The sequence below is a fragment of the Dorea amylophila genome (genome assembly GCF_025567265.1).
In the GTDB taxonomy this organism is placed as follows: Bacteria; Bacillota; Clostridia; order Lachnospirales; family Lachnospiraceae; genus Dorea_A; species Dorea_A amylophila.
In genome coordinates this window covers 1-24,658 of record NZ_JAOQJW010000004.1, presented here as the reverse complement: position 1 = coordinate 24,658, position 24,658 = coordinate 1, and the positions used below count along the sequence as shown (strand labels likewise).

Sequence of the window (24,658 nt, the reverse complement as noted above, 5' to 3'; positions counted from 1 at the left end):
AGGAAACAGAAATGGGACATTTATATTTTGCAAGACACGGACAGACAGTCTGGAATGTAGAGAATAAGATCTGCGGAGCAACGGATATTGAATTGACAGAACTGGGCCATCAGCAGGCAGAAGAACTGGGACAGGCAATTCTGGAGCAGGGAATTCAGATTGATGAGATACTGTATTCACCATTGATCAGGGCAAAGGAGACCGCCAGACATGTATCTGAGGTAACCGGGATCCCGATGCGTGAAGAAATGCGCCTGAAAGAACAGAACTTTGGAAAATACGAAGGTACGCCGAGAAATGGAGAAGAGTTCCAGAAGGCCAAGGCTAATTTTATTAATTCTTATGAAGGCGGCGAATCGATGCTGAAGCTTTGTCACCGGATCTATGATCTGCTCGATGATATTAAAAAAGAATCAGATCAGAAGACGTATCTTCTGGTTGCACATAACGGGATTTCAAGAGCGATACAGTCTTATTTTGGTGATATGACAAATGATGAATTTGCAAGATTCGGTATCAGGAATTGTGAGATCCGTAAGTTTGAATACAAGGAGTAAGAATAAAAACAAAAAAGAAACATGAAAAATCCACCGTACTTAATAATATTTTAAATACGATGGATTTTTATGATATCTCATCCAATGGACTATACCTCTTTCTTTCTTCGATTTGTTTTTTATCATTTTTAAATGATGTTAAATTTACGTTCCTGGTGGTTTATCCTCCTTATTCTTTATTAGAATCTTTTCAGTTTAAATTGTCCTCTGCATTGGACTATACCTCTTTCTTTAAATTTTAAATAAAGATTTAACTGATTGGTGGTTCGTCCTCCTTTTCTTTTGTTGATATTATAATATCTCACGAAAGAGAAAATGTCAATAGGTAATCTGAAAAAAATATAAAAAATAATAAAAAGACAGAATATTCAGAAAATATGGAGCACCTAAATAAATAATGCTATAAAATTATATAAGATAGATTCCTTCGATAAAGTCTTTAATAAATGGCAGGGCGGCTCCTGTGGCTACGGTGTCTGTGCGGCATTTTCCCGGAATGATATAAGAAGTATCGTCATCAAATGTTGAACGTTCTGCTACACAGGAACGGATATATTCCATATCTTCTTCCGTGAAATATGGTGTTACATGTCCGCCAAGGATTACCGTGTGTTCCAATACCATATGGAGGTTATTGATGAGGATGGATAAATGCCGGAGATATTCATCCCATTTGGCAAGGCAGGACGGATCGCCTGTGGCTTTGCGGGAAAAAAATTCATCCAGATTATCACAATCGGAAAGTAGCGAATTACCGGAACAGTAACATTCGGCACATCCTTTGCGTCCGCAGTAGCAGTCCAGACCATTCGGAACAAGAGTCATATGTTCAAAAGTACCACTTTTTCCGGTTGCTCCGGTAAGCAACTGACCGTCGACAATGATGGCACCGCCAAGATGATAACCGAGAGATATATAGGTCGCATCGGTAATATCCGGATTTTCCCATAATTCACTGGTACATGCACATTCGGCATCGTGTACAAATTTGCAGGGAACATGAAAGGCATCAGAGAAGAGGTCTATAGACATTCCGGTGCAGTCTAAGATTTTTCCATAAGTTAATTCCGAACCGTCCGGAGAGATAAGTCCCTGGACACCAAGGCCAATTCCAAGAATACTTTCAGCTTTATGATGGTTGATCTGGCAGAAGTTTTTGACTGCTTTTTTTAATTTGGAAAAATATGCATCAGAAGCTTCGAATGAGACCGGGAGCGTTTCTTTTGCAATCATCTTACCATATAAGTTGATAGAAAGAATGTGTGTAGTATGTGGCAGAATTTCCAGTCCTATTGCGATTTTTGCATCTGAAATAATCTGATATGCATTAGCCCGGCGTCCAACGGAAGAGGACAAACGGCCGCATTTTTCAATTAACTGTTCTGATTCAAGTGTTGTCAGATGTTGTGAAACGGTAGGCAGACTGACTGATAATGCAGTTGCGATATCCTGTTTGGAGCAGGATGGATTCATATATATATAATGATATACGTCTGACAGATTTTTTTTCTTAATATCAGTTAATGAAAATTGTTCCATGATCGATCTCCTAATTATTATAAATCATTTTATAAATTTATTATACAATTTATTCGGTTCATTGAAAAGGATATTTCTCCTATGAAAACTGCACAAAAAAGAAAGTATAATCTTGTTTGGTTTTATGTCTTGCATTTATCTCGAAAAAGATATATTATATAAACACATTAAATAAAACGATTTTATAAAATTGAAACATATAATTATATAAAAAGAATCAAAAAGAAAGAGAGGAAACAAAAATGGGAATCATTGAAAAAATGAGACTGGATGGAAAAAAAGGTTTCGTAACCGGTGCAGCAAGAGGAATCGGTAAATGTACAGCTACAGCATTTGCAGAGGCAGGAGCTGATGTGGCAATTGTAGACCTTGACATCGAAGAAGCAAAGAAGACGGCGAAAGAACTTGCTGAGAAGACAGGAAGAAAGGTTATCGCAATCCAGACAGACTGTACAGACAAAGAGCAGGTTGATGCAATGGTAAAACAGGTTGTTGAAGAATTTGGCGGACTGGACTTCTGCCACAATAATGCAGGAATCTGTATCAATGCTCCGGCTGAAGAGATGACATATGAGCAGTGGTTAAAAGTTATGAATATCAACCTGAACGGAATCTTCTTAACAGATATCGCAGCAGGAAAATATATGTTAGAGAATGGCGGCGGATCCATCATTAACACCGCTTCTATGTCAGCACATATTGTAAACGTACCACAGCCACAGTGTGCATACAATGCATCAAAAGCAGGAGTGATCCAGCTTACAAAATCACTTGCTATCGAATGGGCAAAACGTGGCGTACGTGTTAACAGTATCAGTCCTGGATACATCGGAACGGAATTAACACTGAATTCTCCAACACTGATTCCACTTATTGAGAAATGGAATGAGATGGCACCAATGGGAAGAATGGGTAAACCGGAAGAACTGGAAGCTATCTGTGTATATCTTGCAGGAGACGCAAGCTCATTTACAACAGGATCTGATATTGTGGTTGATGGAGCATTTACCTGCTTCTAAGCTATAGAATGTCTGTATGGATATATAGAAAATGCATAGGGAAGTTTGTCTTTTGGCAGGCTTCCTTATATTTATAATAAACGAAAAAATCAGATGATTAGGTCGGAAAGGAATTTATTTATGGGTGCAAAAGAATTAATTATTGAAGGGAAAACGGCACTTGGAATCGAGCTTGGATCAACAAGAATCAAAGGAGTGTTGATTGATTATCAGGGCAATGTACTTGCTGTCGGAATACATGACTGGGAGAACTCTTTTATAGATAATATCTGGACATACAGCCTTGCGGAAATTCATGCAGGAGTGCGTGACTGCTATAACTCTCTGAGAAAAATTGTAGAAGAGACATATGGAGTTACACTCAAGAAGATTGGTTCGATCGGAGTCAGTGCAATGATGCATGGATATATGGCACTGGACAAAGAAGGCAGACAGATTGCTCCATTCCAGACATGGAGAAATACCAATACACAGCAGGCAGCAGATGAACTGACAGAGTTATTTGACTTTAATATTCCGCTCCGCTGGACAGTTGCACATCTGTATCAGAGAATTCTGGACGGAGAAAAACATGTAGAGAAGCTGGATTATGTATCAACACTGAGTGGATATATTCACTGGAAACTGACAGGGGAAAGAGTTATTGGTGTCGGTGATGCTGCCGGTATGTTCCCGATTGATTCGGATACTATTGATTATGATGCCGGCATGAAAGAGAAATTTGATGATTTGATCAGGCCATATGGATATAGCTGGAAACTGGAAGACATTTTCCCGAAGGTACTTGCAGCAGGTGAGAATGCAGGATATCTGACAGAAGAAGGAGCAGCATTTTTAGATGAGACCGGTAATCTGGAATCCGGAATTATGATGTGCCCACCGGAAGGAGATGCAGGAACCGGAATGACAGCTACAAATTCGGTGGCTCCAAGAACAGGTAATGTATCAGCAGGAACCAGTACATTTGCAATGATCGTTCTGGAAAAACAGCTTAGCAAAGTGTACCGTGAGATCGATATGGTTACTACACCAACAGGTTTCCCATGTGCAATGTCTCATGCGAATAACGGAACATCTGACTTAAATGCATGGATTGGAATCTTTGGCGAATTTGCAAAACTGATGGGAATGGAAGCAAGTTCAGGTGATTTGTTCCAAAAATTGTATACAAAATCTTTGGAAGGGGATCTGGATTGCGGAGGACTTCTGGCATATGGATACTATTCAGGTGAAAATATCACAATGTTAAATGAAGGCCGCCTGGCTTTCCTTAGAACAGCAGAGAGCAAATTCAACCTTGCAAATTTTATGAAAGTAAATCTGTATACATCACTTGGTGCGGTTAAGATGGGACTGGATATTTTGATGGATGATGAAAAAGTAAAGGTTGAAAAGATTATGGGACATGGCGGTTTCTTCAAGACAAAAGGTGTCGGACAGAGATATCTGGCAGCGGCAGTAGGAGCACCGGTTACGGTTATGGATACTGCAAGCGAAGGTGGTGCATGGGGAATTGCACTTCTGGCCGCATATCTGGCAGATAAAAAAGACGGAGAAAAGCTGGAAGATTTCCTGGATAACAGAATCTTTAAAGAATTATCAGGAGAGACGATTGAACCTGCAAAAGAAGAGATTGATGGATTTGATGCATTTATGGATCATTATAAAGCCGGACTTGAAATTGAAAAGAGTGCAATTGAACATATGAAGTGGTAGAATTGTGCATAAAAATCCAGACAAAATAATCAACTTTTTGGTGAATCTTCATCTGCTTTAGATGTTATAATACGACTGTAACAAAGGAAACCTACTTAACAAAACCTCTTTGTAGCGTTGAAACCACAAAGCGAAGGCTGCTAAGCATCAGATTTTTGGAGGAAAAGATAAATGAATACTTTAAAAGCTGAAAAAAGAAGCATGGACGTCAAAGCAAAGAAATTAAGAAGAGAAGGTTACGTTACTGGTAATGTCTTCGGAAGAGAGATGAAAGAATCTGTTCCGGTTAAGATAGAAAAAGCAATTGTTGACCGTTTACTGAAGACCTGTCACAAAGGCAGTCAGGTCATGCTGGACATCGAAGGTGAGAAGATGAATGTTCTGGTCAAAGATGTTGAGTTCAATCCATTAAAAGGTCAGGTAGATGAGATAGACTTCCAGGCACTTGTAAGCAATGAAAAAGTACATTCTGTAGCAGAGATCGTTCTGGTCGGACATGAGAAAGATGCAGGCGGTGTACTGGAGCAGTTACTGGAAGAAGTACAGTTCAAGGCATATCCGTCAGCATTGGTTGACAAGGTAGAAGTTGATGTAAGTAACATGAAAGTCGGAGATTCTATCAAGGTAAAAGATCTTACACTTTCAAGTGACAAAGATGTAGATGTCATGACTGATCCTGAAACGACAGTTGTTACATTACAGTATGTACACAACAATGTACCGGATGATGATGAAGATGAGGCAGCCGCAGAGACCGCAGAATAATTCTTGTGTAATACAGAAAATTGTATTACAGAAGGGAATAATCTAAACAAAAGATAAGGTATATAAAAATATGGAAAAACCCGGATATCGAAGTATAGATGTCCGGGTTTTTCTGTTATACTACATCATATATAGAAACTATGATCTGTTCTGATTTGTATAGAGATGAACAAAAGCAAGAATGGTAAAATGAGGTGATCTTATGGCAAAAGAGCAGCTTGCGGTAATAGAGATGGTAACGAATATGATTCTGGGTAAGACCGGTGGAATCAGTAAAGTGGACTTTGTACCTCAGAAAATACGGTGCCCGGAACCACAGAGTATTGTGTATGAGAATCCGGGGCAGACCTTCCCAAGAAACACTCCGGAAAGCCAGGGGATTCATTCGGAGCATTTGAGGAATCTGGTGGAGGAACTGGCATACTCACCAGACACCGATATGCACCACTTTATGGTATTGCGTCATGGAAATGTCATCTGTGAGACGGATTTTGCACCTTACAGAAAAGGCATCTGGCATATCACACATTCCATGTGTAAGAGCATCACCGGAATGGCAGCAGGACTTCTGATAGATGAGGGAAAACTGGATCTTTCAGAAAACATTTATAAAATTTTTCACGATAAAGGAAGTACCTGGGCGAAAATATTCCGGCCGGAGGTCACGGTAGAGAACCTGATGACGATGACAAGCGGCGTAACATTTAATGAATCAGGAATCGTATCCGGAAATGACTGGCTGGAAAGTTATCTGAATGCACCGGTATCAGAAAAACCAGGCACAAAATTCCAGTACAACAGTCTGAATTCCTATGTGCTTTCCGCAATCATAACCGAACGGACCGGAATGCCGATGGATGAATATCTGAAGCCGAGACTGTTCGAGCCATTGGGGATTACAGATTATCTTTGGGAGAAATGTCCGAGAGGAATTACGAAAGGCGGCTGGGGACTTTTCATGCATACAGAGGATATGGCGAAGCTTGGACAGCTATATCTGAATAAGGGGAAATGGAATGGAAAACAGATCATTCCGGAAAGCTGGGCAGAGGCGTCTGTTACGAAAAAAGTAGATAGTATAGAAGGTACTTACGGATACGGATATCAGCTCTGGATGGAAGAACGTCCGGGAAGTTTTGAATATAACGGAATGCTTGGGCAGAATGTGCTGATCTATCCGGACGTTGATATGGTGATCGTAACGAATGCGGGAAATGAAGAACTATTCCAGAACAATGTGATGCTGAATATTATAAGAAAATATTTCCCGGTAGATTGGATGCCAAAAGAGACACTTCCGGAGAATCCAATTGCGTATGCAAAGCTGCAGGAACTGACCGAAATCTGTTTAAAGAAGCAGCAATGCTATAATCATCCACTCACGGTCTGTAAAGGTGGATGGAAGAAGAACTCAGAAAAATATAGGGCACGCGGGAAGTATATAGAAACACAAAAAGCACGGAAACAACAGATCCATTTACTGGAGGATCTGCTGGATGGTGTACACTATGAATTGGACCAGTCAAGTGTCGGTCTGTTTCCGCTGGTTATGCAGGTGATGCACAATAATATGACAGATGGGATATCGAAAATCGGTTTCCGCAAAGGGATGATACTATGCTTTCAGGAAGGTGAAGAATTAATAGAACTTGAAATGGGATGGTCAAAATATATCGAAAATAAACTGACTGTTCATGGAGAGACATATCTGGTTGCAGTGAAGGGAGAACTTTCCTCAGATGCAGATGATAACCAGGTTTTGAAAGTGGAAATTGCGTATCTGGAAGAAGCGATGAGACGGAAGTTATACGTGACATTTGCCAGGAATACAGGGAATAACCGGGACTTAATACCGCCGGAACATATAGAAATAAAATGGTACGAATCACCCGGTAAGGCTTTGATCATGGAAGGAATGGAATCCATCACGACAGAAGTTACTAAGCATCCGATCTATTCCCGTATCAGGGAGAACGGAGGTATTGATCTGCTCCATCGCCTGATGGAACAGACGATAGAGCCGGTGATTAAGGGGAAATTAATCATTACTGATACACATTAAAGTAAACGGAAAACCTGTTCTACAGTTGCGGTCATATTATTGCGCGCAGCGACAGGATCCATAGCTTCCGCAAGTGTGCAGACACCGCGTAAGATAGGAAAAAATGCATCGATCCCTTCTTTGTTGCAGGCAGTCGCTTCTTTTGTGACGCTTCCTGCAAATGCGATAACCTTTGCATTATATTTTTTTGCAAGTCTGGCAACTCCGACAGGAGCTTTTCCCATTGCGGTCTGAAAATCAAGGCGGCCTTCACCGGTAACGACCACATCTGCGCCGGAAAGCTCTTCTTCCAGTCCGACAGCATCTAAGATCAGTTCAATACCAGGTGTCAGTGCTGCGCCGGTATATGCAAGGAATGCATAGCCAAGTCCACCGGCAGCACCGGCACCTGGTGTATTCATATAATCATTTTCAAGAGTTTCAGAAGTAACTCTGGCAAAATGTGCCATCGCTTCATCCAATGTTTTTTTCATATCTTCGGTCACACCTTTTTGCGGTCCATAAACGTATGTGGAACCATTTTCACCACAGAGTGGATTATTCACATCGCATGCGACCTGAATGTGGCATTCTTTTAAAAGCGGATTCATACCGGATACATCGATACGGGCAACTTTAGCCAGGGCCTGTCCGCCTTCTCCGGCATCTTTGCCATTTTCATCCAGAAAACGTACGCCGAGAGCTTTTAACATTCCGATACCTCCGTCGTTAGTGACGCTTCCACCGATACCGATGATAAAGTTACGACAGCCTTTTTGGATAGCATCGTTTATCATTTCACCAACACCGTAGCTGGTTGCGAGAAGCGGGTTCTTTTCTGAGTCGGGAACCAGAGTAATGCCTGCAGCAGATGCCATCTCCATAACAGCAGTGTTGGTATCTTTCAGATATCCGTAATAAGCGTCTACCGGTGTGTGCATCGGACCTGTAACGGTAAGATCAATGCGTTCCCCGTTCATTCCTTCGATCAGTGCGTCGGTTGTCCCTTCTCCTCCGTCTGCGAGTGGTTTTACGATAACTTCCGCGTCTGGTTTTGCTGCAAGGATTCCGTCTTTGATTGCCATTCCGGCTTCCATGGAACTTAAGCTTCCTTTTAATGAATCGATTGCTATTACAACTTTCATGTGAATAAACCTCCTGAAATACATTTTTTAGGTACATAGAAATAAAAATTCAGATTGATTTCTTAATATGCAGTATAACATAGGAGAAAAAGAAAAATATATAGTACGAAGAATGAAAAAAGAGAAAAATAAACGCAATATATGTTTCAAGTGACATATATTGCGTAAAAAGCTACAGTTCTATCTACATTTCTTTCAGACGAAGAGCAAGATAAAGAATAACTCCGTCTCTGAAACTACGCGGGTTCAGACCGCAGATCTTATGAATACGGTCTAACTTGTATTGCAAGGTATTCTTATGAAGATAGAGATATTCACTTGTTCTGGAAAGCGATTGCTCATGGTCAAAATAACTGCGTAAAAGAGAACAGTCTGTTTCATCCAGACAGGAAAGCGTCTTTGCAATAAATTCAGCCGTGGTGACTTCGTTTAAGGATCCAAGGAGGATTTCAAGTGTCAGATCATCGAAGAGTGCATAATGATCAGCAGAATCCGTAAGTGAATTTAATGCGATCCGGGCAGTATCGTAGGAGGTGGAAAGCTTAAAAAGTTCCGCTGGGCGTCCGATACCCATCTGGATGGAATCAGACAGAGACAGACAGAATGATTCCAATTCTTCCAGAGGGAAGGAGCTGTCGATGATTGCAGCATATTCATGTGGATACTGAAACTTATATAAGTGTATGGAATGTTCTGTGAACATCCGTAAAATTTTTTCTTCTGCAGACGAGATCGTGATCGTAGAATGGTCTGATAACATGCGGATGATCAGTACACGTTTTTTCTTCTCGATATTGATCTCAAATTCATCAAGAAGATCATGGATATAGTTCAAATCTGCTATTTTATCTGGGAAAGATTCAAATTCGCAGGTTCCGTTGGAAGTTCCGGTTCCGGACAGCAGATAAGAAACCAGATAAGTGCGCTTTTCTGATAAAGTGCGGGAAGCGGCATTTAATTCCTGTTCGCGGATAAGAAGCCGGGTGATTTTTTCTGCCAGATAAGCAAATTTGCGGACCTCATCCGGTGAACCGCTTATTCCGATAACAGCAATGAGATATCCGTTGTGTGTAACAGGAATATTAACTCCGCTGCTGGTTCCTTCGTAGTGGTCATTATCCTGTACTTCAATGACAGTTTTCGTATCGGCAGCTTTTTTACCGATTTCATGAAAAGAGCCGATGCGGGAAGTATTGGTACTGGCGTAGATAATACCATTCTTATTGATGAAATTAATATCGTGTCCACAAACGTCATGGACGGTATCTACAATCTGTGTAGCGAGCTGTTTTCCAATCTGTGTGATCATTGGTATCCCTCCTGCTTGTATGATTCGCCTAAAAGATCATATTCAAAAAAGTTCATATCTGAGATTATAGCAGAGAATCCGTTCATATTAAAACATGAAAAAATATATTTGATAATAAAAAAAGTTAATATATTAAAGTGAAATTATTTATTTTATTATTTATTCTTGCGGTGTTATACTTGAAGCAACAAGGAAAAAAGAAACGGAAATAAACGAAAGGAGAAAGACTCATGTATAGTATTGATTTGAACAGTGATATGGGAGAAAGCTTTGGAGCATATAAGATCGGAGGAGACGAAGAAATCATCAAATATGTGACCACTGCCAATGTTGCCTGCGGATGGCATGCAGGAGATCCGATGGTTATGGACAAGGTTGTCCGCATGGCTAAAGAGAGAGGTGTTATGGTAGGTGCACATCCGGGATATCCAGATATGATGGGATTCGGACGCAGAAAGATGGTTCTGTCTCATGATGAGATTAAAAATTATGTAAAATATCAGATCGGAGCGCTTGCAGCATTTACGAAGAGTTGTGGAATGAAATTACAGCATGTGGCACCTCACGGGGCAATGGGAAATGCATGCCAGTATGATGAAGATATCGCAAGCGCAATCGTAGAAGCAATCTGCGAATATGACAAAGACCTGATTGTTTACTACTGTGCGGGAGCAGTTCTTGGAGATATCGCCGAGAGCAAGGGACTTCGTACAGCTTCAGAGATCTTCGCAGACAGAGCATATATGGATGACCTTTCACTCGTTCCGAGAAAGATGGAAGGGTCTATGATCACAGATGAAGACATTGCAATCCAGAGATGTGTGAAGATGATCAAAGAAGGAAAGGTTACTTCTATCACTGGAAAAGAACTGGATATCAAAGGAGATACTCTTTGTGTTCACGGTGACGGACCGAAAGCGCTGGCATTCGTTCAGAAGATACGTGAGAAATTCACGGAAGAAGGCATCGAGATCAGACACTTATAAAATATAGTATAGGGACAAACAGATAATCATTTTCAGCAGGAGGAACAGGCATGGAATACAAGACAGCAAAAAGAATGGAATACCTTCCATTCTCCGGAATCAGGGCAGTTATGGAAAAGGCAACAAAGATGCAGCAGGCAGGAGAGAAAGTCATTCATCTGGAGATTGGACGTCCGGACTTTGATACACCGAAAAAGATCAAGGATGCAGCGTATGAGAGCCTGAATGCGGGACATGTATTTTATACATCAAATTATGGAACTCCTGCACTCCGGAAAGAAATCGCAAAATGGGAAAACGAACATCACAATGTGAATTATGAAACATCGGAAGTTCTTGTAACAGTTGGTGTCGGTGAGGCGACTTATGCGTCTATGGCAGCATTTCTGGAAGAAGGCGATGAAGTGCTGGTTCCGAATCCGGTATGGCTGAACTACATTCATGTACCGTCCTCACTGGGAGCAACTCCGGTTACTTACAGCCTGAAAGAAGAAAATGATTATCAGATAGATTTTGAAGAACTGGAATCTAAAATTACTGAGAAAACCAAGATGATCGTAGTTGTTAATCCAAGTAACCCGACCGGCGGTATCTTCTCAAGAAAGACACTGAAAAAATTAAGTGAGATCGCAATCCGTAATGATCTTCTGGTCGTATCGGATGAGATTTACAGTCAGCTGGTGTACGATGGTGCAGAGCATGTCAGCATTGCTTCCATCCCGGGGATGAAAGAGAGAACAATCACACTTGGAGGATTTTCAAAAGCATATTCTATGACCGGATGGCGCCTGGGATATATGTGTGCTCCGGAAGGTATTATCTCTGCATGTGTCAGAGTACATCAGTATACGATTACATGTGCTTCTTCATTTGTACAGGATGCAGCAATTGTCGCACTGAATGAATGTGCAGATGATGTAGAAGCAATGAGGCAGGAGTATCAGAGAAGAAAAGACTTCATGGTAAAAGCATTGAATGATATTGATGGTATCAGCTGCAATAACCCACAGGGAGCATTCTACATTTTTGTAAATGTAAAGAGTCTGGGAATGACATCAATGGAAGTTGCAGAATATCTACTTGAACATGCCAAAGTAGCACTGGTTCCGGGATCGGCATTTGGATCTGAAGGGGAAGGATATCTGAGAATTTCTTATGCATGCAGTTATGAAGACCTTCAGGAAGCAGCTAAGAGAATCAGAGAAGCAGTTGCGGAACTGAAAGCCAGATAAAAATAGAAAAATTAATTTGACACTACCAATTAATATTGTATAACGTATCCAAAAGGAAGAAGCAGTATCTGTCCGTCAGATACTGCTTTTTCGATGAAACAGGAAAATATGGATACAGTTACTGTCCGCCCCATATTTCACCAATCGGGATCTCCTTGCGTTCAAGATGAAGAAGCTGTTCCAGAATCTCTTCAAAAAGCTCAACAGCGCGTTTGCTGGTAGTTTTTGGATATTTGTGTTTGATCTTATAGCAGATGCGGTTTGGAGCCGGATTCTTCAGCTCACTCACATATATTTTGCGGTACCGGGAAAGTTCATGGATGACAGATTCCGGTGCAATCATCCAGGTATCTGCATTTTTCCAGAGACGGTCGAGCAATGTGATCGTATCCGCAGAAATATGTGGTCTGGATACAGAAGAAAGCCAGCGGTCGTGCCAGATTTGAAAATTGTCATCCCAACTTAAGAACAATTCTTTTGTTGGATCCAGTTCATCTGTATGTACGATCGGTTTCTCAACAGTCGGATGTTCGGACTGTACCAGATAAAGTTTTTCTTCAAATAATTTTTCTGAAATAATGTTTTTGTAATGAAGCTGGTGATATACAAAGCCAATATCTATATTATGTTCACTGAGCATACCGTATAATTCGGAAGAATGATGTGACTGAATGCTCAGATCCAGATGTGGATAATCTATAAGGATCTTGTCATACAGCGGGATAAATACGGCAATGTTCAGACTATCGGTGCAGCCGATATTCAGCAGCAACTGTTCCTGATTATGCTGTAGTTCAAGTGTTTCTTTCCAAAGAGACATCCAGCGTTCGGCGAGGATGATAAAATCCATTCCCTTTGGGGTGAGCTCGACCTGCTTGTGACCTTTGTTGCGGATGACCAGAGAAAATCCGAGCTCGTTTTCCAAAGAAGTTAACCGGTGGCTTACCGTAGGCTGGGAAAGAAATAAGAGATCTGCGGTTTTTGTAATACTTTTGGTGTTGACAATCGTTAAAAATGTTTCAATTTCAGCGAGATTCATGCTATTCCTCCTCGTTCATTTGTTATTTATATTTCATAGTTTGCAGTTATTCTGAATATAAAAGTTGTTTATATTATACAGAGAAATTATTCGTTTTTCAATCAGTAACTTGTGTGCTATGATGAAATCAGAATAAAAGAAAAGAGGTTTTTATATGTCAGCAGGATGTAGAATCAGAAGGAATTTTGAAAGACCGGCAAAGGAGTTGGTTGAGGCATTCCGTGGAATTCCGGTTGCTAATATTGACGATAATTGCGGAAGAATCGCAGCGGTAGATGCAAGTATTTTCCCGTTAAATCCTAAGGCACGTCTTCTTGGAACGGCATTCACAGTAAACGCACCGGCAGGAGATAACCTTCTGTTCCATGCAGCACTTGATATGGCACAGCCTGGAGACGTTATTGTACTTGCAAACAAAGGAAGTATGAGCCGTGCACTATGTGGTGAGATTATGAGCAATTACGCAAAGAAGCGCGGACTTGCAGGTATCATCATTGACGGATGTGTGCGTGACAGCTATACACTCAGCCAGATGGACTTTCCTGTGTATGCAAAGGGGATTACACCAAACGGACCGTATAAGAACGGTCCTGGAGAGATGAATTTCCCAGTTTCCTTTGGAGGAATTATTATCAATCCGGGAGATATCCTTGTTGGTGATTCCGATGGACTGATCGCAATAGATCCAAAGAATGCGGAAGAGCTTGCTAAAATTGCAAAAGCTTATCATGAAGGGGAAGAAAATCAGCTGGACGGAATTATAAATCGTGGTGAATGGCCTCGCCCATGGGTACAGGATTCCCTGGAAAAAGTTGGATTCGAATTTGTAGACTAGCAGATAACTGTATATTAGAAATATTAGTATATGTTATAATGAATCTAAAGTGACGAACGATAAGAAATGATATGCAGAAAGGTCTGTCAGAACATGGGACAGACCTTTCTCCATACAAAATGGAGGTATGAAAATGGAGGTAAGATTTCTTACAGCGGGAGACCGGGCGGTTTCCGTAGAGTTTGGGAAAACAATCTGCCTTGAGACGAATGCAAAAGTACGTATGCTGGATGAGAATTTGAAAGAAGATCCGATCGAAGGCATGATCGAGACAGTTCCTACATACTGTGCACTCATCATTCACTACCGTCCGGAAGTGATCCGGTATGGGAAACTGGTGAAAGAACTGGAGAAAAGACTTGGTAATATGCATGCAGTCGACAATAGTAATAAGAAGAAAGTAGTAAAAGAAGTGCCGGTATACTATGGCGGCGAGACAGGTCCGGACCTGGAATATTGTGCAGAGCTGGAGCATACAACCGTAGAAGAGATCATAAGAAAGCATTCCGAACATGAATACTATGTATATATGCTGGGATTTGCACCGGGACACCCGTATATGGCAAGATTTGATGAGCCGTTCGGATTCAAGAGAAGAGAATCACCGAGAGTAAAGATCCCGGCAAGATCCATTGTTGTACAGCAGAATCTGTCAGATTTTATTCCATTTGAACAGCCATGCGGATGGAATATTATCGGAAGCACGCCGCTGGATATCTGTAACTTTGATAACGAAGATCCATTCCTGGTACATGCCGGTGACTGGGTAAAACATGTGCCGGTAACGAAGTCGGAATACGACAAGATCCGCAGAGATGTGGAAAAAGGTACATATAAGGTGAAGACATATACACCGGAAGGTAACGCATAGAATCGGAGGTCATGATATGGGAATAATAGTTGAAAATGGTGGAATCCTGACGACTGTACAGGATGAAGGAAGATTCGGATATCAGGCATTCGGAGTATCTACCTCAGGAGCCATGGATAATCATTCGTTTCATATCGCCAATATACTGGTAGGAAACGATATGGGAGAAGGCGCACTGGAGATGACATTTATCGGTCCGACATTAAAGTTTACCAGTGATAATATCGTTGCAGTGACGGGCGGAGATCTGACTCCGATGCTTGACGGCAATAAATTCCCGATGTATCGGGCAGTTCTGGTGAAAGAAGGGCAGACGCTTTCTTTTGCAGGAGCAAGAAATGGATGCCGTGGATATATTGCATTTGCAGGAGGCCTGGATATTCCGATCGTGATGGGAAGTAAATCAACACTGCTTCGTAATCATCTTGGAGGAGTAAAGGGACGAAAACTTGAAAAAGGTGATGAGATTGGATTTGTCTCAGCGAAGACGATACTTCCGAATATGGAAGTAAGAAAAGTACCGGCAAATGTATATCCAAAGAAAGAGATTGTTCTTCGTGTGGTACTGGGACCACAGGACGATGAATTTACAGAAGCAGGGGTAAAGAGCTTCTTTTGGAACAGTGGTGTGATCACCAATGAATTTGACCGTATGGGCTGTCGTATCGAGCGGGAGCCGATTGAACATGTCGGGGATGGTAATATCAATACAGATGGTATTTCCGTCGGATCCATCCAGGTGCCAACAAATGGAAAGCCGATCATTATGTTATCGGACAGACAGAGCACCGGAGGATATGCCAAGATAGGAACAGTAATTTCCGTGGATCTTGCAAAGATTGCACAGGCACAGCCGGGACAGAAAGTACGTTTTGTCAATGTAAGTCTGGATCTGGCCCAGGATCTTTATATCAGAGAGCTGGAGTCGATGAAGGCACTGGATGAAAAGCTGAATGCGTAAGTGGTCATTCAAGTGATGATCATGCAGGATTGCACATGGAAATGAAATAAAACAAAATGCTAATAAAAGAGAAAGGTGAGAAATGTTATGAAAATTGTAGTATTAGACGGTTACACAGAGAATCCTGGAGATTTAAGCTGGGACGCATTAAAAGAATTAGGAGAAGTAGAAGTCTATGACAGAACTTCTTATGAAGAGTCGCCATTAATCGCAGAGCGTATCGGAGATGCAGAGATTGTAGTGATCAACAAAACTCCTATTTCCAAAGAAACAATGGATAAATGTGAAAATATCAAACTGATTGCTGTTCTTGCAACAGGATACAATGTTGTTGATTATGCATACGCAAAAGAAAAAGGCATTCCGGTGGTAAATGTACCTACATACGGAACACAGATCGTAGGACAGTATGCACTCGGACTTCTCCTTGAAATCTGTTCACATTACGGACATCACGACGAATGTGTAAAAGAAGGAAAATGGGAGAACAATCCTGACTGGTGCTTCTGGGATTACCCAATGATCGAGCTCTATGGAAAGACAGCCGGAATCATCGGACTTGGAAGAATCGGACAGGCTACAGCAAAACTTCTGAATGCATTAGACATGGAAGTAATTGCATATGATGCACATGAAAGCGAAGCAGGAAAGAAACTGGCTGAATATGTGTCATTAGATGAGTTATTTGCCCGTTCTGATGTGATCTTCCTTCACTGCCCGTTATTCCCGGCTACAGAAGGAATAATCAACAAAGAGAACATCGCCAAGATGAAAGACGGTGTAATCCTCATCAATAACAGCCGTGGACAGCTTGTTGTAGAGCAGGATCTGGCAGATGCACTGAACAGCGGTAAGGTATACGCAGCAGGACTTGATGTTGTGTCTACAGAGCCGATCAAAGGCGATAATCCACTGTTAACAGCTAAGAACTGTATCATCACTCCACATATTTCATGGGCAGCTCAGGCATCAAGACAGAGAATCATGGATATCACAGTAGATAATATTAAAGCCTTCCTTGAGGGAAATACAGTAAACCAGGTAAACAAATAGAATAGATATGATAAAGGAAAGCCTTTCACAGAGTTATCAAAACTCTGTGAAAGGCTTTCTTTGGTACACTTCCCAGATATTTATATACAAAAAAGAGAAGCTGCCAGATAACAGCTTCTCGCTATTCAAAAGATGAGGAATGGGGGTTATTTCCCTTCTGCAATGTCCTTTGTGATCTTTAAGAACTTGTCTACGTCATCTCTGCCATGGCAGTGAAGAGGAGATACACGGAGTGCTCCGTCAAGTCCGAGTGTTTCTACGATACGTTTTGAATAAGGGCTGCTCTTCACACGTTCGAAGATCGTCACGCCGTGTTCCATATATTTCTGAGTACAGTCTGCATATTCAATACCCTTGATACCCATAGCAATGATCAGATCTTTGTATGTAAGGTCTTCCATGTCTACATATACTTCAACATCAGGAATATGACGAAGACCAGGAACATCTTCTGTTCCTTCCAGCATACGGTAGAGAAGTCCTCTTTCCTGCAGATGGATTCTGTTCATACCTTCTACATAGAGCTCACGTTTGCTCATTCCTTCAGCTTTGTCTCCAAGGAAATGTTTTGCAATATCGCATACATAATCGATGACTGCCATCATAGATGCGAAGTTACCAGGTGTAGGAGTTCCGAGAGCCCATACATCAGGAGCTTTACATGTGAGTTTTCTGTGCGTCATGCTCGCAACACGGTCAGATACATAACAGTATCCACATCCACGTACACCAAAGAATTTGTAAGGTGCGAAGTTGGATACATCTACACCCCAGTCTTCAACATCTATAACGGCATGTGGTGCATGCTGTACTGCGTCACTTACAATGTAGATGTCAGGATTGATCTCTTTGGCACGTCTTGCAATTTCCTTGATATCCATGATATTTCCGGAAATGTTGGAAGCAGCCATGATGCTTAATAAAACGGTGTCTTTGTCTACGTACTGCATAATCGTATCAGGATCAAGACCACCGGTTGTCTGATTTGCAGGAACTTCACGGAATTCTCTTCCTGTCTGCTTACAGTAGTATTCTACCGCATCATGAGCAGACGGATGTTCCAGTGCAGATGTAACTGCATTTTTTCCCCATTTAACATTTTCCATGATTGTTCCGACAGCATGGAACATTGTCTGGGAAGCAGAAAGTTCAGTGATAAGAGCACCACTCTTTGCACCAAACACAACTTCAAGGATTTCTTTTGTTCCTTCACTCACATAATAAGAAAGATCATATCCTTTTCCACGTACACGTTCCGGACAGTCTGGATATTCTTCCAGTCCGGCTTTGGCTTCTACAGCAGCTCTGAGTCTGAGAGATCCGCCGGAGTTCTCAAAGAAGAGCCGGTCTCCATAATCCGGATCTGTATCGGCATAACAAAACTGTTCTTTTAAGCTTTTCTGATATTCATCTGAAAATAATTCCCCGTATTTAGTAGCCATAATTTTTCCTCCTTATTGGCTTGAATCTATTGGTTGTCTTTATTATATCAATGTTATTGTGAAAAGAGAAATGAATAATGTTGCTGTATAATATTAACGATATTAATATTTGATAATATAGATAATATAAAAGATATTGATATTTTATAGACAAATAATTAATTTTACTTACGACCGCATCTATGTTACATTGTATGTAGTTCATAAATAAACGCGCGATTTATAGAAAAAATTAGTAAATTCTAATGAAAACAAACAAAAAGGAAAAGGAGTAGAACAACAATGAGTAACACAACGAAAAAACAGCCAATGTCGGTTGTAAAGAAAATGATGATCGCTCTTGTCGGCGGCCTGTTGGTGGGAATTGCTTTTCTTTTATTAAGAGAGCAGTTGATCTCTTCTGGTAATGAGGGTGCATGGACGATACTCAACAAGATCCTGTTCCAGGACATTACAGCAGAAGATGGTGTTAATGCAATTGGTCTTTTCTACATTATAGGCCAGTTATTTATGAGAGGATTACAGCTTGCGATCGTACCACTTGTATTAGTATCCCTCAGCCTTGCGATGTGCAGTATTTCAAGTTCCACAAAGCTTGGAAGAATTGCAGGACGTACACTGATCGGATTCTTTCTGTTCTATGTATGTGGTGCATTTTTAGCAGGTATCGTTGCATATGCGGTAAAATCAGCAGGATTTTTCAACGTAACACTTCCAAGTGAGGCAGTTACAGATGCAGCAACACTGGATGCATTTAACCCACTGGCAACAATCGTAAATGCAGTACCGTCTAATATTGCTGCCGCATTTAGCAGCAACAACAGTATTCTGGCAGTTGTAGTAGTAGCAATTATCATTGGACTTTGCATGAATGCACTGGGAGAAAAAGCTGACCCACTGAAGAAAGTGCTGGAAAGTGTCAACGAAATCATTCAGTTATACCTTACATTCTTAATCAACAAAGTTGGTCCGATTGCAATTTTCTGCCTGATCTCAAGAACATTTGCAATTTACGGAACAGAGTACCTTGCACCGGCTGCTGCTTATATCGTAGCTGCAATGGTAACCTTATTCGTATTGGTTGTTACAATTTATCCTATCGGTATCTGGGTAACAACAAAGATGAATCCAATTCAGTTTATCAAGAAAATTGCGAAGGTCGGTGTGTTCGGATTTTCAACAAACTCATCAGCAGCATGTCTGCCGCTCAATACAAGGACATGTATTGATGAACTTGGATGCAGCGAAGAGATTACAAGCTTTGTATTACCGACAGGTATGACGATCAATATGAACGGAACAACCGTTATGCATATGTTCGCAGCAACATTTATTGCAACAAGTGCAGGAATTGATGTAACACCTGCCAACCTCGCAACGATCGCATTCTTATCAATCTGTGCAGCTATGGGATGTCCTGCTATTCCAATCGCAGGTACCACACTGATCGTAACGATCCTTTCAGGACTTGGATGGACATCTGATGCATGTATGATCGCTTACGCATTGGTTGTTGCAATCAACCGTCCGGTAGAGATGGCACTCCTGCCACTGAACGTTATCGGTGATGCCACAGTAAACGTAATCGTAAATGCGAAAGAAAAAGAGCTGGATAAAGAAAAATATAACAGCTAAAAATGTAACTGATAAACTTTTCATAACGGCAACGGATGCATTCATCCGTTGCCAAAAAAATGACTATTTATTGACAGGAATTTAACAACTGGGAGGAAAAAAATGGAAACATTTATGAAGTTACTGGAAACAATTCAGACATTTGTCTGGGGACCGCCGACATTGGTGCTTCTGATGGGAACTGGTCTGTATTTTACATATAAATTACGAGGAATACAGATATGTAAATTTCCAAGGGCACTGAAAAGTATTTTTGAAAAAGAAGAAGGGGCAGGCGATGTATCTCCGTTTGCAACACTTTGCACAACACTGGCTGCCGATATCGGAACCGGAAGTATCGTAGGTGTGGCAACAGCTCTTCGTATCGGTGGACCTGGAGCGATGTTCTGGATGTGGGTATCTGCGCTTCTTGGAATGACAACAAAATATGCTGAGGCACTTCTGGCTGTAAAATTCCGTGTAAAAGATGAAAAAGGTGAAATCGCCGGAGGACCGATGTATTATATCGAGAATGGAATGGGAGATAAATTCAAATGGCTGGCAAAAATCTTTGCATTTTTCGGAGTTGTAACAGCACTTCTTGGATGTGGTACCTTTCCACAGGTAAATGCGATTACAGAGTCGGTGCATGATTCATTCCATATTCCGGTCATTGTTATTGGAATTATTGTTACTGTATTAACAGCAGTTGTAACACTTGGCGGAATTCAGGCAATCTCGAAAGTTGCACAGTTTGTTGTTCCATTTATGGCAATTTCTTTCATTGGTGGTTCAATGGTGATTCTGATCGTGAACCATTCCGCAATTCCGGGAGCATTTGCAGAGATATTTTCCTGTGCATTTTCTAAGGAATCTGCACTTGGCGGAGCAGCAGGAACGGCTGTGGTCTCTTTCATGACAGCTATGAGAACCGGTGTGGCAAGAGGTGTATACACGAATGAGGCTGGGCTTGGAAGTTCACCAATTGTGGCGGCAGCAGCAAAGACAGATTCCTGTGTAAAGCAGGGGTTGATTTCAATGACAAGTGTATTTTTCACCACAATTCTGACATGTTCTATGACAGGACTGGTTGTAATCTCAAGCGGCCTGCTTGATAAAACTGATTTAAGCGGAAGTGTTCTGGTTACAAAGGCATATAATGCCGGACTTCCGTTTAATATTGGTATGTATCTGGTAGCAGTAGGAATTATCTTTTTCTCATTTACTACGATCCTCGGATGGAACTATTATGGAGAAAGATGTGTGCTGTATCTCACCGGAAAGACAGGAAGTATCAAGATTTTTAAGATCGTTTATATTCTGGCAATTGCAACAGCGCCGTTCCTGACACTGGAACCAATCTGGCTGATGGCGGATATTACCAATGCGCTGATGATCATTCCGAATCTGATCGCATTACTTGGACTTCGAAAAGTGGTTATCAGCGAAACTAAGAAATTCTTCGACCGGGAAGAGCGTACGAAGGTGAATGTAAGAAAATCAGTAGTGGAGTAGATTTATTGTTGAAAAATCTTTTGACATATTCATAAGATGATGTTAGTATAGTTATAGAAAAAGAGTGCTACCGATAGACGGTTAGCCCGATAATAATTTAGTAAAAATAGTCGCTTAGTTTACCAGACTGTGGGCGGCTATTTTTGTGTCTTATGATTATCCTTACCAATAGTGTATCCGATGCTGAAGCATGATAAGCCGAAACTGATGATAGCTAAAAAATCCATAATACTCATTGGCTTAGCCCTCCTTTCCAGTGAATTCCTTTTCAGGTTTCTATGTAATCAGAGGGGCACAGTCCCTCTGCAGAAGGACTAACCGCCTACCGTTTTGGTAGCACCCGTGATATGATTATAACAATTAACAACGAAAAATACAATATATATTTACTTACTAATGGATAATTTAAAGGCGCGATTTTATTAGTGAGAATAACAAATTATGGATTCATGTATCTTGCACAGTCTTCTTATATAGACTTATAATAAAAGAAAAAGACCGAAAGGACTGATTCTATGAAACGTATTTTCTGGATCGTATTGGACAGTGCAGGCATCGGTGAAGCACCGGATGCGGATAAATTTGGTGATATCGGAAGTAATACATGGAAGAGTTGCTATGACAGCGGGAAACTTCATATTCCGAATATGGAAAAGATCGGAATCTACCAGATCGATGGTATGGAATATGCAAAAAGTACAGAGAAGCCGACCGGAAGTTTTGCAAGAATGCAGGAATTATCCTGTGGAAAGGATACGACGACCGGACACTGGGAAATGGCGGGTATCGTAACACCGGATCCGCTTCCGAAATTCCCGGACGGATTTCCGAAAGTATTCATAGAGGAATTTTCAAAAAGGACGGGAAGAAAGATTTTGTGTAATCTGCCGTATTCGGGGACACAGGTCATTCATGATTATGGCCGGGAGCAGGAAGAGACAGGAGCACTGATTGTGTATACATCTGCGGACAGTGTATGCCAGATTGCAGCGCACGAGGAGATAATTCCGGTAGAGCAGTTATATGAATACTGTAAGATTGCCAGAGAGATGCTGACTGGAGATCTCGGAGTCGGAAGGGTGATCGCAAGACCATTTATCGGAACATGGCCAAATTACGAACGGACAATCAGACGGCATGACTTTTCACTTGCACCGCCGAGACAGACGGTGTTGGATGCATTAAAAGCAGAAGGAAAAGATGTGATCGGTGTCGGAAAGATCTATGATATCTTTGAAGGGCAGGGAGTGACGGAGACCTACCCGAATCAGGGAAATGAAAAGAATATGGAAAAGACGATCGAGATACAGAAGAAAGAGTTCGACGGACTTTGCTATGTGAACTTAGTAGATGGGGATATGATCTATGGACACCGGCGTGATATTGCAGGATATGCAGGAGCATTGACGCAATTTGATGAACAGCTGGGAGAGTTCCTTGCGAATATGCGGGATGATGATATGCTGATGATCACGGCAGACCATGGCTGTGATCCCGGATATACCGGAACAGACCATACGAGGGAATATGTGCCTTGCCTCATATATGGAAAAGAGATCAAAGCGGGAGTAAACCTGCATACCAGAAAAGGGTTTGCAGATATGGCGGCGACGATCGCGGAAGCTCTTGGAAGTACCTACCGGGGAGATGGGGAGTCATTCTGGGATATAATAAGAAATTGACATATTCATAAGATGATGTTAGTATAGTTATAGAAAAAGGGTGCTGCCGATAGACGGTCAGTCCTGATAATTAATTCATGTATTAAAAATAGTCGCCTAGTTTACCAGACTGTGGGCGGCTATTTTTGTGGATTGTTATCTTTGCCAAATGTATATCCTAGTCCGAAGCAGGTTAAGCCGAAGCTCACCACTGCTATAAAATCTATAATGCTCATGGCTTAGCCCTCCTTTCCATTGGAGTTCCTTACGGGCTATGTAATCAGAGGGTGTGGATTACAGTCATCACAGTCCCTCTGTTAAAAGGACTAACCGCCTACCGTTTTATGGCAACACCCGATTATAATTATATCATCAATTTATAATAAAGCAATATATACTTACTTATTTGTTTATTTGTACTTTTTTATATTAATTCGAAATAATACACAATAAGAGGTGACATTATGAGTCTTCCATCATATAAAAAAATTGACCAGTCAACCTGGCCGCGCCAGGATCACTACAAGTATTATACCGAAAAATTAAAAGTAAACTACAGTATGACAGCACGCCTGGATGTAACAAGATTAAGAGCAGAATGTGACCGCTTGGGGGTGCATTTCTATGCAGCCTTTATCTGGTGTACGTCAAATGTTGTGAACCGCTTGCCATTTATGAAGATGATGACGGACGAAGAAGGCAATCCGGGAGTGTGGGATGTTGTACACCCGAATTATACGATCTTCCACAAAGAAGATCACACATTTTCTGACTGCTGGAGCGAATACGATGATGACTTTGCGACTTTCTATAAGAGAATAGAAGCGGACATAGAAGCCGCAAAGAAGGTCAGAGGCGTCAAGGCAAAAGCCGGACAGCCGGCGAACTTTTACTGTATTTCCTGCGTGCCATGGATGGATTACATCGGATATGCGGCATCGACAGCATCTGATCATGTGCCGCTGTTTCCGATCATTACATTCGGTAAATATACAGAAGATAACGGGAAACTGACACTTCCGCTGACGCTTACGATTGCCCATGCGGCGATGGATGGGTGGCATACGTCGGAATTCTTTCGGGAGATGCAGAAGGAACTGCAAGGAATTGAATTGGGATTTAATTTATTAACGGGGAAGCGGCCTCTCAGTCCTTGAAGGAAACAATAGATAAGGCTTCTTGTTCAGGTTCCATACCATAAGAAACACTAAGAGAGTCAGAATCACCTAAAAGCAAAGGAACTACGTTCAAACTCGGCGTTCGCCTCAAACACGTTCGCTTCGTTCCTTTAACGGTGCTTCTGACTCTCTAATTGTTTCTAACGGCATTCCACATTCACAATAATCCTTATCTATTGT

At 41.4% G+C, this 24,658-nt stretch carries 20 protein-coding genes; 15 read left to right on the top strand and 5 right to left on the bottom strand.

Annotation, left to right across the window (positions count from 1 at the left end):
* Nucleotides 1-11: 11 nt before the first annotated feature.
* The gene (locus tag OCV72_RS02905) at nt 12-557 is read left to right on the top strand and encodes a histidine phosphatase family protein (protein ID WP_055281802.1); all 546 of its coding nucleotides are present in this window, start codon (nt 12-14) and stop codon (nt 555-557) included.
* Nucleotides 558-965: 408 nt separating this feature from the next.
* Here OCV72_RS02905 and OCV72_RS02900 read toward each other — a convergent pair whose 3' ends face one another.
* Nucleotides 966-2,096: an ROK family transcriptional regulator gene (locus OCV72_RS02900; protein ID WP_055281800.1), complete on the bottom strand. Its 1,131-nt coding sequence runs from the start codon at nt 2,094-2,096 to the stop codon at nt 966-968.
* Nucleotides 2,097-2,338: 242 nt separating this feature from the next.
* On the opposite strand from OCV72_RS02900, the gene OCV72_RS02895 reads away from it, so the two are divergent.
* The 4 genes from OCV72_RS02895 (at nt 2,339) to OCV72_RS02880 (ending at nt 7,658) form a co-directional block, all read left to right on the top strand.
* Complete coding sequence (locus OCV72_RS02895) at nt 2,339-3,115, top strand: SDR family oxidoreductase (RefSeq protein ID WP_028088515.1); 777 nt, start codon at nt 2,339-2,341, stop codon at nt 3,113-3,115.
* Between the two features lie 120 nt (nt 3,116-3,235).
* Nucleotides 3,236-4,831 (top strand): xylulokinase, encoded by a 1,596-nt coding sequence (locus OCV72_RS02890; protein WP_055281798.1) that lies wholly within the window; start codon nt 3,236-3,238, stop codon nt 4,829-4,831.
* Nucleotides 4,832-5,002: 171 nt separating this feature from the next.
* On the top strand, nt 5,003-5,596 hold the full coding sequence (locus tag OCV72_RS02885) for a 50S ribosomal protein L25 (protein ID WP_055281796.1): 594 nt from the start codon (nt 5,003-5,005) through the stop codon (nt 5,594-5,596).
* Nucleotides 5,597-5,798: 202 nt separating this feature from the next.
* Nucleotides 5,799-7,658, top strand: coding sequence for a serine hydrolase domain-containing protein (locus OCV72_RS02880; RefSeq protein WP_055281794.1), 1,860 nt, complete (start codon nt 5,799-5,801; stop codon nt 7,656-7,658).
* On the opposite strand, the gene OCV72_RS02875 is transcribed toward OCV72_RS02880, so the two are convergent.
* Nucleotides 7,655-8,782, bottom strand: a complete 1,128-nt coding sequence (locus tag OCV72_RS02875; protein ID WP_055281792.1) for a glycerate kinase family protein — start codon at nt 8,780-8,782, stop codon at nt 7,655-7,657. The two genes, OCV72_RS02880 and OCV72_RS02875, sit on opposite strands and share 4 nt — an antisense overlap.
* 184 nt (nt 8,783-8,966) lie before the next feature.
* Nucleotides 8,967-10,091, bottom strand: a complete 1,125-nt coding sequence (locus OCV72_RS02870; RefSeq protein WP_055281790.1) for a CdaR family transcriptional regulator — start codon at nt 10,089-10,091, stop codon at nt 8,967-8,969.
* Between the two features lie 230 nt (nt 10,092-10,321).
* Between OCV72_RS02870 and OCV72_RS02865 the strand changes: the two genes are divergently transcribed.
* Together OCV72_RS02865 and OCV72_RS02860 are read left to right on the top strand one after the other, a co-directional pair.
* Nucleotides 10,322-11,077 (top strand): LamB/YcsF family protein, encoded by a 756-nt coding sequence (locus tag OCV72_RS02865; protein WP_055281788.1) that lies wholly within the window; start codon nt 10,322-10,324, stop codon nt 11,075-11,077.
* A 50-nt stretch (nt 11,078-11,127) separates the two neighbouring features.
* A complete protein-coding gene (locus OCV72_RS02860; protein ID WP_055281786.1) occupies nt 11,128-12,309 on the top strand; it encodes a pyridoxal phosphate-dependent aminotransferase in 1,182 nt (393 codons plus the stop codon).
* Between the two features lie 118 nt (nt 12,310-12,427).
* Here the strand turns inward: OCV72_RS02860 and OCV72_RS02855 are convergent, their stop codons facing one another.
* Entirely contained in the window at nt 12,428-13,348 is a 921-nt protein-coding gene (locus OCV72_RS02855; RefSeq protein WP_055281784.1) for a LysR family transcriptional regulator, read from the bottom strand.
* A 154-nt stretch (nt 13,349-13,502) separates the two neighbouring features.
* On the opposite strand from OCV72_RS02855, the gene OCV72_RS02850 reads away from it, so the two are divergent.
* The 4 genes from OCV72_RS02850 (at nt 13,503) to OCV72_RS02835 (ending at nt 17,068) form a co-directional block, all read left to right on the top strand.
* Nucleotides 13,503-14,183: an RraA family protein gene (locus OCV72_RS02850; protein ID WP_055214805.1), complete on the top strand. Its 681-nt coding sequence runs from the start codon at nt 13,503-13,505 to the stop codon at nt 14,181-14,183.
* Nucleotides 14,184-14,316: 133 nt separating this feature from the next.
* Complete coding sequence (locus OCV72_RS02845; RefSeq protein ID WP_055281782.1) at nt 14,317-15,054, top strand: 5-oxoprolinase subunit B family protein; 738 nt, start codon at nt 14,317-14,319, stop codon at nt 15,052-15,054.
* Between the two features lie 16 nt (nt 15,055-15,070).
* A complete protein-coding gene (locus OCV72_RS02840) occupies nt 15,071-16,015 on the top strand; it encodes a 5-oxoprolinase subunit C family protein (RefSeq protein ID WP_055281780.1) in 945 nt (314 codons plus the stop codon).
* 87 nt (nt 16,016-16,102) lie between these two features.
* Nucleotides 16,103-17,068, top strand: a complete 966-nt coding sequence (locus tag OCV72_RS02835; RefSeq protein WP_055281777.1) for a D-2-hydroxyacid dehydrogenase — start codon at nt 16,103-16,105, stop codon at nt 17,066-17,068.
* A 146-nt stretch (nt 17,069-17,214) separates the two neighbouring features.
* Here OCV72_RS02835 and OCV72_RS02830 read toward each other — a convergent pair whose 3' ends face one another.
* A complete protein-coding gene (locus OCV72_RS02830) occupies nt 17,215-18,510 on the bottom strand; it encodes an aminotransferase class V-fold PLP-dependent enzyme (protein WP_055281775.1) in 1,296 nt (431 codons plus the stop codon).
* Nucleotides 18,511-18,792: 282 nt separating this feature from the next.
* On the opposite strand from OCV72_RS02830, the gene OCV72_RS02825 reads away from it, so the two are divergent.
* From OCV72_RS02825 to OCV72_RS02810, 4 genes are all read left to right on the top strand, one after another.
* Nucleotides 18,793-20,145 (top strand): dicarboxylate/amino acid:cation symporter, encoded by a 1,353-nt coding sequence (locus OCV72_RS02825; protein ID WP_055281773.1) that lies wholly within the window; start codon nt 18,793-18,795, stop codon nt 20,143-20,145.
* 102 nt (nt 20,146-20,247) lie between these two features.
* Nucleotides 20,248-21,639 carry an alanine/glycine:cation symporter family protein gene (locus OCV72_RS02820; RefSeq protein ID WP_055281771.1) on the top strand — a complete coding sequence of 464 codons (1,392 nt, stop codon included), beginning with the start codon at nt 20,248-20,250 and terminating at the stop codon, nt 21,637-21,639.
* A gap of 515 nt (nt 21,640-22,154) precedes the next feature.
* Nucleotides 22,155-23,321 (top strand): phosphopentomutase, encoded by a 1,167-nt coding sequence (locus OCV72_RS02815; RefSeq protein WP_055281769.1) that lies wholly within the window; start codon nt 22,155-22,157, stop codon nt 23,319-23,321.
* A gap of 443 nt (nt 23,322-23,764) precedes the next feature.
* The gene (locus OCV72_RS02810; protein WP_055281767.1) at nt 23,765-24,457 is read left to right on the top strand and encodes a chloramphenicol acetyltransferase; all 693 of its coding nucleotides are present in this window, start codon (nt 23,765-23,767) and stop codon (nt 24,455-24,457) included.
* The last annotated feature ends 201 nt before the right edge of the window (nt 24,458-24,658 follow it).